15 protein-coding genes and 1 riboswitch are annotated in these 15,993 nt (G+C 38.2%); of the genes, 8 read left to right on the top strand and 7 right to left on the bottom strand.

The window, feature by feature from the left end:
* The first annotated feature begins 6 nt into the window (after positions 1-6).
* From DTOX_RS07775 to DTOX_RS22890, 7 genes are all read left to right on the top strand, one after another.
* A complete protein-coding gene (locus DTOX_RS07775) occupies positions 7-999 on the top strand; it encodes a phosphoenolpyruvate carboxykinase (ATP) (RefSeq protein ID WP_015757162.1) in 993 nt (330 codons plus the stop codon).
* 85 nt (positions 1,000-1,084) lie between these two features.
* Entirely contained in the window at positions 1,085-1,954 is an 870-nt protein-coding gene (locus DTOX_RS07770) for a DUF362 domain-containing protein (RefSeq protein ID WP_042315559.1), read from the top strand.
* Positions 1,955-1,965: 11 nt separating this feature from the next.
* Complete coding sequence (locus tag DTOX_RS07765; protein ID WP_015757160.1) at positions 1,966-3,432, top strand: B12-binding domain-containing radical SAM protein; 1,467 nt, start codon at positions 1,966-1,968, stop codon at positions 3,430-3,432.
* A 12-nt stretch (positions 3,433-3,444) separates the two neighbouring features.
* Complete coding sequence (locus DTOX_RS07760) at positions 3,445-4,638, top strand: nucleotidyltransferase domain-containing protein (RefSeq protein ID WP_015757159.1); 1,194 nt, start codon at positions 3,445-3,447, stop codon at positions 4,636-4,638.
* On the top strand, positions 4,635-5,444 hold the full coding sequence (locus DTOX_RS07755; protein WP_015757158.1) for an ABC transporter permease: 810 nt from the start codon (positions 4,635-4,637) through the stop codon (positions 5,442-5,444). The genes DTOX_RS07760 and DTOX_RS07755 overlap by 4 nt, the downstream gene beginning before the upstream one ends.
* A gap of 18 nt (positions 5,445-5,462) precedes the next feature.
* Positions 5,463-6,746, top strand: a complete 1,284-nt coding sequence (locus tag DTOX_RS07750; RefSeq protein ID WP_015757157.1) for an ABC transporter ATP-binding protein — start codon at positions 5,463-5,465, stop codon at positions 6,744-6,746.
* A gap of 51 nt (positions 6,747-6,797) precedes the next feature.
* The gene (locus DTOX_RS22890) at positions 6,798-6,890 is read left to right on the top strand and encodes a lasso RiPP family leader peptide-containing protein (protein ID WP_015757156.1); all 93 of its coding nucleotides are present in this window, start codon (positions 6,798-6,800) and stop codon (positions 6,888-6,890) included.
* A gap of 123 nt (positions 6,891-7,013) precedes the next feature.
* On the opposite strand, the gene DTOX_RS07745 is transcribed toward DTOX_RS22890, so the two are convergent.
* From DTOX_RS07745 to DTOX_RS07725, 5 genes are all read right to left on the bottom strand, one after another.
* The gene (locus DTOX_RS07745; protein ID WP_015757155.1) at positions 7,014-8,012 is read right to left on the bottom strand and encodes an anti-sigma factor domain-containing protein; all 999 of its coding nucleotides are present in this window, start codon (positions 8,010-8,012) and stop codon (positions 7,014-7,016) included.
* Positions 8,009-8,749: an RNA polymerase sigma-I factor gene (sigI, locus tag DTOX_RS07740; RefSeq protein ID WP_015757154.1), complete on the bottom strand. Its 741-nt coding sequence runs from the start codon at positions 8,747-8,749 to the stop codon at positions 8,009-8,011. The genes DTOX_RS07745 and sigI overlap by 4 nt, the downstream gene beginning before the upstream one ends.
* Before the next feature lie 292 nt (positions 8,750-9,041).
* Entirely contained in the window at positions 9,042-9,509 is a 468-nt protein-coding gene (locus DTOX_RS07735) for a hypothetical protein (protein WP_015757153.1), read from the bottom strand.
* A 239-nt stretch (positions 9,510-9,748) separates the two neighbouring features.
* Positions 9,749-10,855: an anthranilate phosphoribosyltransferase gene (trpD, locus tag DTOX_RS07730; protein ID WP_015757152.1), complete on the bottom strand. Its 1,107-nt coding sequence runs from the start codon at positions 10,853-10,855 to the stop codon at positions 9,749-9,751.
* A gap of 13 nt (positions 10,856-10,868) precedes the next feature.
* Complete coding sequence (locus DTOX_RS07725) at positions 10,869-11,909, bottom strand: zinc-dependent dehydrogenase (RefSeq protein ID WP_015757151.1); 1,041 nt, start codon at positions 11,907-11,909, stop codon at positions 10,869-10,871.
* A 141-nt stretch (positions 11,910-12,050) separates the two neighbouring features.
* Positions 12,051-12,228, bottom strand: a riboswitch (cobalamin riboswitch).
* A 446-nt stretch (positions 12,229-12,674) separates the two neighbouring features.
* Here DTOX_RS07725 and DTOX_RS07715 point away from each other — a divergent pair.
* The gene (locus DTOX_RS07715; protein ID WP_015757150.1) at positions 12,675-13,943 is read left to right on the top strand and encodes an ammonium transporter family protein; all 1,269 of its coding nucleotides are present in this window, start codon (positions 12,675-12,677) and stop codon (positions 13,941-13,943) included.
* Positions 13,944-14,190: 247 nt separating this feature from the next.
* Here DTOX_RS07715 and DTOX_RS07710 read toward each other — a convergent pair whose 3' ends face one another.
* Both DTOX_RS07710 and DTOX_RS07705 read right to left on the bottom strand, forming a co-directional pair.
* On the bottom strand, positions 14,191-14,400 hold the full coding sequence (locus DTOX_RS07710) for a helix-turn-helix transcriptional regulator (protein ID WP_042315553.1): 210 nt from the start codon (positions 14,398-14,400) through the stop codon (positions 14,191-14,193).
* Positions 14,401-15,048: 648 nt separating this feature from the next.
* Positions 15,049-15,993, bottom strand: a complete 945-nt coding sequence (locus DTOX_RS07705; protein WP_015757147.1) for a diguanylate cyclase — start codon at positions 15,991-15,993, stop codon at positions 15,049-15,051.

Raw genomic sequence — 15,993 nt, 5'->3', positions numbered from 1 at the left:
TTTTCTATGACAGATTACTTGTACAAATACTATGATGTTTATGGAACCAGTGTTGAGTTTTGCTTCAACTCTCCCCTATGGATGGAATCTATGTCATATTGCCTTTCGATACCTTCTATCGAAAGACGGGACGAAGCAAAAATTAAATTATCTTTATTGGAAATCGGCCAGGACGAGGTAAATGAACATATACTTTTGCCCGGTGACGAAAAGCTGCGGGGGGAAAGTATTCTTCAGTTAAACCGTGACATACCGTATGCCAGATACACAAGTGGTCAACAGAGATGGATCAATTTTACCGGTTATGGACGGTCATGGATAGATTTCAGTAAAGGTATAGCCAAGGCGGTAAGGTTTCGGAATTGCGGTATAAGTCCATATTATTCCGATATCATCTTTGGATATTTGGGTCTAATTAATTTAATGACCATAGAAGGCTTTTATTGGATTCATGCCTCATGTGTCGAGGTTAACAGGAAAGGGATTGTATTCACTGGTAATAGCAGAAAAGGGAAATCAACGGCGGCATATGCGATGCTTCGCAGAGGGCATCCTATTCTGTCAGATGACAGGCTTATGTTGGCTAAACGCAGTGCTTTTTATGGAATATCTGTAACTGATATTATTAAGTTTCGCTGCGGGGCTATTCACAATCTTTTTCCGGAGCTCCAGCAAAAACAACCATATCAATATATTGATGGTGAGTACCATTATAAAGCTGCGGCTACTGAGGGACTTAAATTTATACCATCAACGAAAATTTATACCTTAATGACTTTGGAGCAAACCGGGCAATTCAAAAGCAGGGTAGAAAAGATTCCTCCCGCAAAAGTTGTAGAGGAGCTTTTTCCGGTAACTATGGACATTTACGGTATTGATATAAATAAAAAATTCCATTTCATAATGGATTTTTTGCTTAATATAGATTGCTACCATGTCTACTTTGGCACAGATATGGAGTATTTCGGGTGCTTAATGGAGGAATTGGTCGGGGGGTAGAAATATCATTAAGCTTCTTAAAAGGATCAAAAAAAAGTTGCTGCAGCCACATGTCTTGAGAAAGATTGAAGTTTCAGGTACGAGCATGCCCAGAAAAAGAGCAGGTGAAGATAAGGAAAACCTGCAAGTATTTCGGATTCAAGTATTTGAGGATGTAGGAGATGTCTATAAAAAGCTTGACTTAGTCTGGGAAAACGCAACAGCTGGCCAAATTACTCCCGACCACCGGGTTTTAATCAAAATCAACTTGAACACGGGTGACCCCTATCCTGCCTCGACCTGCCCTGTAATGCTCTCAGCACTCATAGACTTTCTTCGCAGCAAGGGTATCCATGATATTTGGGTAGGTGACTGTTCATCAATCAGTGCCCTGCCCACACGAAAAGTGGCTGAACAGACGAAAGTTTTAGCTGCCCTCAGAGGTAAAGCAAGAATAGTCTGTTTTGATGAGGAAGCGTGGGTGCGCGTACCCATTCAGGGAATATATCTGAAGCATGTAACTTTGCCGCAAATAGCCCTTGATGCAGACAGAATAATTTCATTAGCCAATCTAAAAACCCACCGGCATTCAGATTATAGTTTTGGCCTAAAGCTGTCAGTTGGATTTATGCATCCTTTAGAGAGATACCCCTTGCATCACGACCATCTGTCGGAAAAAATTGCGGAAATATCCCTGGCTCTCCAGCCGGATCTAACCATAATAGACGGCAGAACAGCTTTCATAACCGGCGGGCCGGAGCAGGGGAGAACCGAGAAAGCCGGGATTGTTATTGTGGGGGGAAATCCTCTGGCTGTTGATTTTGAGGCTTACCGCACAATGTATTCTCTTAAGAGAAAATACGCTTGTTTGGAAGGTTTTGTCGAAGATCCCTTTGAAACGGCTCAATTGGGGCATGGGAGAGATATTGGCCTCGTAGGGTTGTCATGGCAAAATTATGAGTGCGTAGAGTTGTAGGGGGATTTTTCATGAGGGTTTTATTGATCTACCCTTGTCTCAGGCTGAACAGAACGCCCGGACCTGATTGGCTGCCGTTAGGGTTGTCCTTTATGGCCGCAGTATTGAGACAAGAAGGCCATATCGTATCCATTTTTGATCGCTTTTCCATTCAGGCTGTAGTGGGCAGAAACAAGGATAAAATAAATGCGGCTATGCTGGAGCATATCAAAGTTTATAAACCGGACTTAATTGGATTAAATACAATATCACCCCTGATTTATGACACACTGGAGTGCGTTTCCTTAATTCGGCGGATTTATGCCGGGCCTGTGGTAGCAGGGGGGCACCATGTCAGTGCATTACCTGAGCTTACACTTCTTAAAATACCTGGTCTTAACGGTATAGTTCAGGGAGAGGGTGAATCGGCCATAAACAGTCTTGCCCGGGGGGAGAATCCCGCATCAATTCCCGGAGTATGGTGGAAAAATGAGGAAAGCATTATTGTTCATACGCCAGCTCAACAGATTGATAATTTGGACACATTGCCTCTTCCCGCTCTGGATTTACTTGATATGCCCTTTTACACCAGGCCTACTATGAACACGATTCGCGGTCATTACCTTTCAACAGTATCCCTGCTGACTTCCCGGGGCTGTAACTACAGATGTGATTATTGTGCTGAATCACTGACCTATGGAAGAGGAGTGAGGTTTCACAGCCCGGATTATGTAATTGAATGGATTAAACAAGTACGAAAGGATTATCGGGTAAATGGAATCTATTTTCATGATAATGACTTTTTGATTTATGAAAACAGGTCCCGGGAAATTTGTGAGAGGATTATTTCCGCCGGATTATCCGGGAAAATAAAGTGGGCTATCCAAACCAGGGTCAACAGGCTCAAGCCGGACATGATTAAATTATTAAAAAGGGCAGGGTGTATTTTAGTTGAAGTTGGAGTGGAAGCTGCTTCCCAGAGAGAATTGGACCTCGTTAATAAACAGACCACAGTCTATGCCAACGAGCAGGCGATAGCTTTATGTCGTAATGAAGGAATATCTATACATGCCTACATGTTAACGGCTCTCGAAGGGGAGATAATTAAAGATTTAGAACAAAGAATACAGTGGGTAAAACGTGTCAAACCCAGTACTTTTGACTGGCATCCATTGAAGATCCATCCGGGAACACTTCTATATCAAAAAAAGGGAGACGGCTTTTTTGAAGCAAGCGAATGGACTGAAGAAAACATTGTCAATTACTACAAAAAGGATACTTTGTCCTGTATTTCTCAGGAGAAACGAAGAGAGTGGATGAAACGATATTATATCCGCTATCATAAGCGGCACCACCGGATGCACATTTTAAAAGTAAATGCACCGATCAAACTTTTACAGATATTTGTAAAAAAAATAAGAGCAAGCACACTAAATCTGTTGGGAAAAATATCTGCCGTCTTAGCCAATCTATTTAACAAAAGCTTAACGAAACCATAAGAGGGTGTGGAAATGAGCAGATCTCATGAAGACTCGTTTGTTCTGGAATTTATCAAGGTATACTATGGTACCGGAAACTTAGAACATCTAAAATACTTATTATCCCATTCCAAACCGGAGTGTTTAACGAACAGATTAAACGAGCTTCAAGTAATAGCCTTATTTTATGACGCCGTTTCTTCAGAGAAAGTACCCTTAGAACTCCCCTCGGAAACATTAAAAGCATGGAAAGAATTAGCCGGAGAAGTGGCCCTGCGGAACACGCTGCTCGAAAACGAAGGCAGCAAAGTAATTGAGGGACTATCTAAGCAGGGTGTAAAATGTACACTTCTTAAAGGTTTTTCACTTATGGAGAAGCTTTATGGAAACAACTGGATTAGACCGGTTTCTGATATAGATATTCTTATTTCCCCAGATGACTTTTACTGTGTGAAAGACTACTTACTAGCTAATGGATTTACAATTTATCGGAGAGACTTTGTAAGGTATTGGGATAGGGTTATTGGCAAGCTATTTTCCGAGCAGCATTTTTTTAAGAGTTTCGGGGTCTGCACCCTCAATCTTGATTTTCACTGGAACGGAGTTATGGACGGTACTTCGATCGAATCTCAATACGATTTAGACCGTCACTGTTGGACTGAAAACCCGGAGCGCGTTCATTTTGGTGAGATTGAAGTTGATTGTTTAAATTTAGAAATGCTATTTATCCATTGTGTGGATCACCTTGCACTTCACCACAGGTTTAACAGAGGGTTAAAATGGTTTTTAGATTTATGCCAGTTTATTGTAAAACTAGGAGATCAGTTAGACTGGTCTTATATCAGAAGCATAGTAACCAAACCTAATAGTAGGAAAGCATTTGGCATAACTTTGAGATTGATCCATGAGATGGTGGGTAATTCCGGGCCGGCGGCCGGACATTGGAAAGAATTTTGGTCAGAAAAAGGGCTGCCGGGAGAATACTCTTTTTATAAGAAGCAGTTAATTTCTATGAACCCCAAAACAAATCTGTTTTTATATCAAATTTTATTTCCTACAAAAATAAAACATAAGTTTAATATGTTAACTGTTTTATTGTTTAGTGGAAATACATTTTCTATCCTTGGACGACAACGTCCATTTTTGCGCCCAGTGTATGTTTTATACAAAGGGGTTGAAGAATTATTGCTAAACAGACTGCAAAAAAAGAAAAAAGCACAATTTTGATAATTAAGCCTAAGAAGGGCTGGCAGCTAATAGATATAAAAGAATTATGCAACTATAAGGAGTTATTTTATTTTTTAGTTGCCAAGGAGATTAAAATACGTTATAAGCAAACTGTTTTAGGCGGTCTGTGGGCAGTTATTCAACCATTCCTTTCAATGGTTATTTTTACCTTATTTTTGGGAAAATTCGCTAAAATGCCTTCTGATGGAGTTCCTTATCCAATTTTTAATTTTTCTGCTCTGATTGCCTGGAATTATTTTGCCAGTACCGTAACACGTTCCGGCAGCAGTCTTATTGGGAATGTGAAATTAATATCCAGGGTTTATTTCCCGCGCTTGATCATACCGCTGGCACCCTCAGTTGCGGGCCTGATGGACTTTTTCATTGCCTTCTTGGTTTTGATTGGCCTCATGTTTTACTTTCATATTTATCCTACTGTTATGATACTTTACCTTCCTCTTCTGGTTCTACTGATTATTTTATCTGCGAGTGGTGTCGGGTTGTTTCTTGCGTCCCTAAGTATAAAATACAGGGATATTCCAACGATTACTCCTTTTTTGCTGCAGTTATGGATGTTTGCTTCCCCTATCGTTTACCCTACATCTATGATACCGGCAGAGTACCGGCTTATTTACGCATTGAATCCAATGGCCGGAATATTAGAGGGGTTTCGATCTGCCCTGTTAAAAACTGTACCCTTTCCCTGGCACATGATTCTGATTTCTGCTATAACCAGCATAATTCTTTTTATCTTCGGGTTAATCTATTTTCAACAGGTGGAACGATTTTTTGCTGATATTATCTGATTTAAAGGTGATTTATAGATGGCTAACCCCATTATTAAGGTTCATAAGATATCTAAATGTTACCGTATAGGGATTAACAGAAATGAATGTAAAACATTCCGCGAGGCTATAATGCAGGGTATTAGCGCACCGGTTAGAAATTTAGCTAAGCTGCGCGGACTAACTAAATTCACCGGTGAAGAATTGGTAAACGGCAGTAAAGATATAATCTGGTCTCTCAAAAATGTATCCTTTGAAGTAAACAAAGGTGATGTACTGGGCATTGTCGGCAACAACGGGGCCGGCAAGAGTACACTGTTAAAAATATTGTCAAGGGTTACTGATCCTACTGGCGGTTATGTTGAAATTAACGGCAGGCTTTCCTGCCTGCTGGAGGTAGGCACTGGATTTCATCCCGAACTTACGGGAAGAGAGAATATTTTTCTCAGTGGTGCCGTCCTGGGCATGAGTAAGCAGGAAATTAAAAATAAATTTGATGAGATTGTTAATTTCGCAGAAATAGAGAAATTTATAGACACACCTGTTAAAAGGTATTCCAGTGGAATGTATGTAAGGCTGGCCTTTGCGGTAGCGGTACACCTTGAGCCGGATATATTGATTATTGATGAAGTCCTGGCTGTTGGAGATATTGCATTTCAGAAAAAATGTCTTAGGAAAATAAAATCTTTTGCCAGAAAAGGGCAAACAATTTTATTCGTAAGCCATAACACCGATATGGTTAAAAGTTTATGCGACAACGCTTTATGGCTAAAAGATGGCCATTTAGTAAAAATCGGTTCTGTAAATGAAGTTATTAGAGATTATGAGGAACAGCACATAAATTTTTTAAATATATCTTCCAGTATTATAGAAAGAAACCCTTTGGATTATAAGGAATTAAATTTTTATATAAGTCGTGTCGAAATATTAAATATAAAAAATGAGCATACCACCATATTTAGATATAATGAAAAAATAATTTTATTAGTAGATATTGGAGGGGAGCCTTTATCAAACAAATACAGTATAGAATTTAGAATATACAATGAAACCGGAGATTTTGTTGCTCTGGGTTCATCCGGGTTATTTCACGGAATTTTTTTTGAGAAAAAAATTAAGAAAGTAAGAATAGAAATCGGTCCCCTGACTCTCACAAAGGGTAAATATGCCATCTCGTTGAGTGCAATGGGCATGCTTGGAGGGGATACCTGGGATAACACGTGTTTATTTCAAATTGTTGAATGCTATCCGTTTTCTGCACACTTTGACATAGATAACAGGTCAATTTGTGTTCTTCAGCAATCCTTTAATGCTATGAGATAATAGAGGATGGGTAGCATGTAACTTATAAATACAGTGAAAGGGGGGATTGGTATGGAAAATAAGGAATACGAAAAACCGGAAGTGATTGTTTATGGAAATTTAAAGAATGTAACAGGAGGGGAGAACCCCAGCACCATATTATAGGGTTCTGCCGGTGATAACCAGGGAATATTTAATTTCCCTGGTATCTCTCCTAAATCGTGCTGATTTTGTTAATACCAATTAGTACTGTAATCGCGCGATGTAAATCCTGGGTAACAAGATATCCTAAAAATGACTCTCACTTTTCTTATGCTCTTCCTCCATTCCCTGTAATTCCGAAGTATTATGCCCGTTATTCAAATGCTCTAGATTCCCTGAACTTGATTTTTCCGGTTTGTTATCTTCTTTATTTGTACCACCACTGGCATGCTCTTGATTCATGGTTAGTGCGTGATCTGTCTCATTTTTAATTTCTCCCCGACTCCCTGAGTGTTCCTCATAATTAAGCTCAAAACACGCACCAGGGAATAAGCTTGATAAGGATGTGTTGGCACTTAATAGAACTTTCTGGATATCCTCACCACGGAATTCTTCGGCTCGGATATCAAATCCGCCCTTCTGACAGCGTTCATAAACAAGGTATTTATTAATAGTCATGTCGTTGTTTTTTGCCTTATTTATTATATCCTCATCCGTTTTTCGGACTAGTGCAACTCCCGATATTTTACTGTTAAGCATTTCTTTACGAATACTGACGCGAAGCTTATCCTCATCAACTACATTTGATAGTACCCCATCACCCACCGGCACTACACTAGCTAGCACCAGGTTCTGATCCTTTTCAAAGATTCCTTCTGTTTTAGCTTTTTTTAAAATTAACACCACCACTGTATATACATCTTGCCCTTTTAGCTCCAGGCCATCTAAAACATTGATTTTTCCCTTGCCGTCATCATTAACCTCAATGACCTTAGCTTCTTTATTAACATATATTTCCACACCATTATGGATGTCAAGCGCTACACATGCAGCTGCCACACTTGGTCCAAACAGCGGGTTAAAAATGCCTAATGACAGCACTAGAATTAGAACTGCAGCAACTGTGGCATATTTCAAGAAAGAAGCTTTTAAGAAAGGCTTTTGTGGTATTAGATCTATTTCAATAAGCTGGCCCACTACAGTCTGCCTTTTAGGTGTAGGAATTTCTAAAAAATCACCTTTTGTTGTATAAATTACTGTTATCTTGGCAGAGGTTCTCATTACTACACCTTTAACCTTTTTCATTGCCGTGACACCTTCTCTCCAATACTTGCACATGGTATCTCGGTAAGGCTTTTCAAAGGATAAAACCTCGGTTCAGATAAGATTAAGGCAAGGGCAATCAGATATTTTCTGCCGCCATCTAAAATTCTGCGATTTACCCCGGTAAAAAGCTTCAGTTCTTTTACAGGTAAACGCTTATATTTTTTCAAGTATTCCAAAAGAGAAGGTTCATTTATTAATTTCAATGCAACCATCATCAATGTCTCCTTACGATTCTTGTGCCTCGGAGAAACCTTGACCAAATCGTCTAATGTTACCCCATATTCCCACAACACTTTAATATAACTCTCAACAACCTCTGCTAGAACAGCCTGTTTCTCCACCTCTTGGTATTGCTCATAGGAATATTCTTCATCATACCGGCGCAGTTCTTCATCTGAAGAGTCCATTGGTGATAGGGATATATGCATGTGTTTAGATTCTTTACGAAAATAATCTATTAGCCGGTTCCTTATTATCCTCTGGGCAAAACTATGAAACGCAGTTCCTTCACTTGGCTTAAAGTTATCTATAGCTTCATTAAACGCAAGAAATGCAATGCTTAATTCATCATCGTTGTTCCAGATTAAGTACCTGTTACATATCTTAGAACTAACTTTTGCTATAAAATTTTTGTGGTTTCGAATCAATTCCTCGCGTTTGCCTAGATCCCCCTTTTTAGCCAACTTCAAGGTTTCTTCTAAGTTATGCTGCAACAAAACAATCACTCCGCTCATCAAATTCTTCGAATGAGCAATACCATTTTATCTGGGGTTAAGTATTAAATGTTCCCGCTAAGAGTTGAGACCAGTTCATTATAGCATAGTTAGATTACACAAACATCGCAAAATCCATCCTTTGTTGTTGGGAAATCATAACATGCATTTAATAAGGATCTCTTAAACAAAAACGGTTTTAGTAGTTTAAAATATCATAAATTAAACATTAAATAGGAAACAGCCGGGAAGAAAAAATTCCTTCTGGCTGTTTTCCACGATACCGATAGTATTCTTACTCGTGACCTCCCCAACCATGCTCACTTTCATGGCCATAGTTTTGCCCCATATAATCGTTCGAGCTTGTGTGTCCATTATGATAGCTATGACCTGAGGCGTTATAGGTTGATATGGATTTTTTTATCTGCGGGGTCGGTGTAGTGGTCTGTAAGGTACCTTTGGCAATACTTGCGTTACTGTAGCTGGTATGACTATTGTCGTGCTTATAACTTGTAGTAGTACTATTGGCAACAGGTACTGTTTTAATCTGTGAACCCAGTAGCGCCTTTTTATTGTTTAAGTCGCTGTTTTGAGTCAGGTTTTGAGCTGCCACACTACTGGCAGAATTTTGTGAGGTTACAGTTGCCAATTTAGGTGTATTTATGTGTTCTGTTGGGGCTGCAAAGACTAATCCTACTGTAGGAATACCTACAGCAAGAATTGTTACAGCAGAAATCCATTTAATTTTTTTAACAAGTTTCATAGGAATACCACCTTTATTTTTTTGTTTGGAGAACTAGGCTTGGCCCTGTATCTCCATCTATTAAGTTATGCGAATTTTAAGAGGGGATTTTGGTAGTACTCCAGAAATTATTCTTTTTTAAAATATGGCAAAAAAGTTATAATCCTTCAAGCTGTAAATCTTTTCATTTTCTATACAAATGCTTTTTATGAGATTTTGTATAGATTGAGGATCAATTCTCCAGAGACAAAGTCATCGAATTATTTCTTCAATAAAGTGTTAAGCCTTTCTAAACCTATTTCCGGTTCGTTATTTTGTTCAGCTACCCAATCATATAATTTTTTAATAGCCTCCCCGGAAAAAATAATTTCTTTTGCTTTACGGTAGCATTCTTCTAAGCTATTATTACAGTTTACTAAATACAAAATTAATGCTGCATTAAGACAAACAATATCAGACCGGGCACCTTCTTCCTCTCCCTTTAATACAGCAAGAAAGCGTAAAACTTCCTCTTCTCTATTTTCTGAAGGAGCCAGTAAATGCATTTCACTACGTTTAATCCCTATATCCTCAGGAGCAAATGAATACATAATTATTTCACCGTTTTCCCTAAGCTCAGCAATAATTGTATGACCCAACGTGGAGGCTTCGTCCATCCCTTTAACCTCATCTTCAGCCAATCCATGTACAACAACAGCTTTCTTATAACCTATCTCACGCATAACTTGTGCAACAGGTTTTACGAGTTCTTTTGAATAAACCCCTCGTACACCATAGCGAGGTAAAGCGGGATTGGATAAAGAGCCTGAAATGTTTAATATTGTACCAAAAGAAATTTGTGAAAGCACCCTTCCTAAAGCCTGAGGATGTACTTTGGGGCTCATTCCATTAAAAATACCTATGCCGGCTTTTTCGATACTCTTTTTTACAATCTGTGGACTGCATTCTACATCCACACCCAGTTTTTCTAAAATATCTATTGTTCCACACACTGAGGTTATCGCCCTTGCCCCATGCTTGGCCATCCTGATTCCGGCAGCCGCAGCTATAATAGAAGCTGCCGTACTTATATTAAAAGTTTTTATTGTATCCATCCCGGTACCACAATTATCAACCAGCGGTTCAGGAACATCAGGAATAACTTTAACGGTATCTAACTCATAGATAGCTTCCCAGCACCCGGCAATTTCCTCAACCGTTTCTCTTTTTGATGTTAATGCAGCTAAAAAAGCACCCTGCTGCATTTCAGATTGCTGGTTTAACAGTATTTGAGAAAATGCTTCTTTTGCTTCATGCCGGGATAAATCTTCTTTATTTATTAACTTAGTAATAATATGACCAAATTCTTTAGCTTGCTCAATAAGCATATTAAATCCTCCATTATTCAAAATTTATAACAATTTTCATTTCCTTCATATCAGCAATCATTTTTATACCGGATATAACTTCTTCCAACTGGATACACCGGGTGATCATATCTTTAACCTTCACCTTTTCTGTTACCAGCATTTCCACGGCAGTTCTGTTGTGCAGTGAAGAACAACCATAAGCCCCGTAAACCCTGAGTTCTTTATAGTGAATAAGATTAAAATCTACTTTTATGGAACCGAAATTCATCATTAATCCACTAAAAAAACCAAATCGGCCTCTTTTACTTAGCATGGCCAGACCTGTACCGACAACATCAGGGTCCGGACAGCACGGAATAACGACATCTGCTCCCCTTCCACCGGTAACTTCCATAACTTCTTTAATAGAATTAGTTTGTAAAGGATTTACACAATAGTGAAATTCTCTATTTTTAGCGATAGCTAACCTGTTTTCATTAATTTCTATAAGAATTACTTTATTTGCACCTCGGGCAACAGCCAATTTTGCATTTAGAATACCCAGTGGTCCTGCGCCAAAGATAATTACAATATCACCAAGACCAACCTGTAAACTTTCCTGCATATTAATGCTGCATGCCAATGGCTCTGTAATAGCAGCTTCTTGAAAAGACAATTCTTCGGGAATTTTGTTTAGCACTCCGCAGCTTACGCCATTGTTAGGAACTAACACATACTCTGCAAAACCACCATCGTAATGAAAGCCCATTATTTGCACATAATCACACATATGATGCAATCCTTGAAGACAATAACTGCAGCTCCCACAAGGTAAACCAGGAGCCACCTGAACCCGGTCTCCTAATTTAACTTGAGTTACGCCTTCACCCATTTCAACAACAGTACCGGCTATTTCATGACCTATTATTCTAGGTAAACGTAAATCCCGCTGGCCATACATATAGGCCTTCATATCAGTTCTACACATACCACAGACCCCAACCTTAATTAACACCTCCCCCTGCTTACATTTTGGTGTTGGTACATTCGTTATCCGCAGCTTATTAATCCCTTCCAGCAATGCAGCCTTCATATCATCCTCTCCTTTGGAAGTTAACCTAATTTTCCTTTGAATATCTCCTCATTTTCTGAAGATATATAAACAAAAAAATCCACGCCAAAAAAATGGCGTGGATTTCCAAGTCCTCACCTAAGCTAACCTTATACTCGAGGCAGCATAGAATAATTTCAGGCAGGTCTCCTGACTTAGGTTCATCACCTTTAATGCCCCTTCCCCCATAACGGAGTGGTTTATGGCACTGGCTCCCCTTCACAGTGGCGGGTCCGTCCGGGAATTGCACCCGGTTCCCTATTCTTCCTTTGTAAAGAACACCTGAAACCTAAAATAATATCAAGTTATTACCAATATTATAATTCTTAATTTTTTGACCTGTCAAGAATAATATTCAAAAGCATAGGCACAAACTGGGGGAGGTTCATTGTGTCACCTCCTGTGTCACCCCGTCCTGTTAACGACTTTTGGTGGCATAGACATATCCTTTTAGGAATTCGACCCATGTAGAAAATATTTTCCTACGATCTAAGAAAATCATAGTACATTTTATAAATTGAAAAAATTTAAACTATTTTGCTCAATTAAGGTCATAAATCATACTTTTCTTATATCAGAGAAAAGATTAATATTAACTAGTGTGACAAAGATGTCGCATTATCATTCTATCCAAGGTGTGACATCGCCGACACACTTTGGATATTTTGCGTTAATTTAATGGGATTAATAATAGTATAGTCGTTCTAAAACTATACTTTTAAAATTAACAAAATAGCGGGGGAAAAAATGGCTAAATTATCTACAATAAAAGAAACTCGAGCAAGAGATGTTCGATATGAAGCTAAAACTACGGTTAATAAAGGTCTATTAATATTACTAATGCTGCTTTTTATTGGTGCTGCATTAGTGTTGATACCTAGTATAAATCATAATGTATCAACAGGCATATCAGCAATTAATTCTCAAGGCGGTCAAGTGAATCAAGACTCTATACAGTACAGTACAATTTTTGATACGCTAAAATATGAGCGTTCTATTCATATCCTGGCCATGCTGCTTGTAGGTTTCGGATTTCTTATGGTTTTTGTAAGACATCATGGGTATAGTTCACTCACAGCAACCTTACTTGTTGTAAGTGTAGCCATACCTATGTACACGATAATAAAAAGTTTTGGAGGAGAAGGTTTTAGTAAACCCACAATAAGCATAGATACACTTCTCTGTGCAGAGTTTGCTGCTGCAGGTTTACTTATTGCGATTGGTGCTCCACTTGGACGTTTGAAAATGGATCAATATATTATAATGGGCATATTATTTGTACCGGCTTATATACTTAATGAATGGCTGATACTTGATAGTGGTATGTTTAAGGGATTTCTTGATACTGGTGGCTCAATAATAATCCATGCTTTTGGTGCATATTTTGGGTTGGGAGTAATTACGAATACCTTATCTAAATTTAAAGGTGATGCTGTATGTGAAAGCAATATAAACTCGAATTTATTTTGCATGCTGGGTAGTATGGTTTTGTGGCTCTTTTGGCCATCATTTACAAGTGCAATTGTAGCTCCTGAAAGAGTTGTATTAACTGCAATAAACACGATTTTTGCTTTATGCGGTGCAACTTTAGCAACGTATATTTTTACGAAAATAATTAGGGGCAAAATTGAAATTGCAGATATTGCAAATGCTGCACTTGCAGGTGGTGTTGCGATAGGTTCAACTTGTGACATGACGACTCCAGGTTACGCAATGCTAATTGGAATCGCTGCGGGGGCATTAAGTGTAATTGGTTATACTACTATAGCACCCCAACTTGAAAAACTTATAAGAGGAACCGATACATGTGGAATTAACAATTTACATGGAATGCCCGGACTACTAGGCGGTGCGGCAGCAATATTTATAACTGGGAAAGCTGGAACTCAATTATCGGCAATAGTTGTTACTGTTTGTATAGCATTCATTTGTGGGAAAATAACTGGTACAGTAATTGCCTTTTTGAGCAAAAAGGAACTCCCATATAATGACAAAGACGAATATATTGTTGCATAAAAAACAGATCCCTTATGTAAATGATTATTACTTCTATAAATACAAGGATGCCAAGAGTCAACCAGAATATTCTGCAACTCTCGTTTAAAAACATTCTTGCTAAAATAAAATTAAGGCCAATTGGCCTTTTTTTTATATTCTTTCATTCCCTACCCTATTTGCTAAACTCACCCTCCATCTCCCGTTGTATTATTTTGGAATTCACATGTAATCTATGAGTAAAATTGTTATAGAAAAATAAAATTTATTACCAATTATCAGTGAAAGTAAATATTTCTTCTATGGATGCATTAAATATTCTTGCAATATCATAAGCCAACTTAAGAGAAGGATTATATCTTCTGGCTTCTAGACGTACTATTGTCTCTCGCCTAACACCTACCAGTCTAGCTAATTCATCCTGGGATAGATTTGCCTGTATGCGATATCGTTTTAAATTTGTTATTAACTTTGCCATTTTTCTCACCATGTTTTTTAAAATTTGCAATAATATGTTAGGACAAATCAGTAAAACATTTTAATTCTATAGACTTTTAGGGTCGGCAAAAAATGAAGTCAGCATAAAATAAAAAACGCCCTGGGAGAAGTATCTTCTTTCCACAGAGCGCCTTAGCTCGCAAAACATCATTGTTTAAAAATATTAAGTTAATTATTACTCCCCTGGAACCTCTGCTATATTCTATAATTAACTGTTTTAGGCTATTCCTCAAGACGACACAACCACTACAATTTTTACCTTTAGCAAAAGATGTATATATTATATTCTTCCAGGGTAAATACTTTTCTTACACTTCATTCAAAAGAACTACTTAATTTAAAACAAAAAACCCCATCAACTAACAGTTGCTGGAGCTTCATCGCCTCAAGAATAGATACTACTGCGTATCTTTATTGGCATTATACCAAAAAGCAAGGCTAAAAGCAATAATTTTTTTATCAATAACGGGCATTTAATTGTTGTATTGTGTAAGGATATCGCTTAGTTCACTTTTAATATTTTCACAAGCTGTAGGCGCTGGTTCACTTACCACATTTAACCCGGATTTCACCTGGGAACCCTGCTACATTTTGAGAATTTATAATGTGTTTTGACCATTCTCAGATGTTAATGACAGGAGTTTTTTACACAGTTTTTGCCGCTTTTTTTTCCATGGTACATTGCTTCATCCGCTCTTTTAATAATGCTATCCAAGTCATCTCCGGCTTGATGTTGGGCCACTCCGGCGGTAATGGTTACATGAAATGAATTACCTTTATAAGTAAAGATTTGAGTTCTGACATTAGAAATGATTTTTTCGGCTACTATTTTTGCATCGTTTATTTCTGTACTCGGTAACATGACTAAAAATTCTTCTCCGCCCCACCGAGCCATCATGTCATAATTTCGCAAAACAGACTTGATTAAATTCACTACATCTTTTAAAATATAGTCCCCACATTCATGTCCATGAGAATCATTTATGTCCTTAAAGTTGTCAATATCTATCATTAAAAGGGAAAAACCATCTTCACCACGATTAATTCTTGATAATTCTTCATTCATTCTGTCAATGGCAAAACGCCTGTTGGTTATTCCCGTTAGGAAGTCCGTTATCGCTATTTGTTCAACTTTTTGTAATAACTGTTGCAATTCTTCATTTTTTCGTTCTAATTCCAAGGCATATTGTTTAATCTTTTCTTTTGATTTTCTCAACTCCATATGGTTTTTTACCCGGGCAATGACCTCTATTTTATTAAAAGGTTTCACAACATAGTCCTGACCGCCAACTTCAAAACCTTTTATTACATCAGAGCTTTCAGACATAGCGGTAAGAAAAATAACCGGTATTTCTGCTGTCAGCGTATTTTCTTTTAGCCGCCTGCAAGTTTCTAATCCATCCATACCCGGCATGACAACATCCATAAGTATTAAATCCGGTTGGTTTTTCAATGCCACCTCAATAGCCCTGCTGCCACTAGTAGCCACCAGTATTTCGTAATGTTCCTTTAATAACTCGCCCAGCACTTTGATGCTGACAGGTACATCATCAACAATAAGAACCTTGTTCAT

The sequence above is a fragment of the Desulfofarcimen acetoxidans DSM 771 genome, assembly GCF_000024205.1.
Taxonomy (GTDB): domain Bacteria; phylum Bacillota; class Desulfotomaculia; order Desulfotomaculales; family Desulfofarciminaceae; genus Desulfofarcimen; species Desulfofarcimen acetoxidans.
This window is presented reverse-complemented; position numbering and strand designations above follow the sequence as displayed.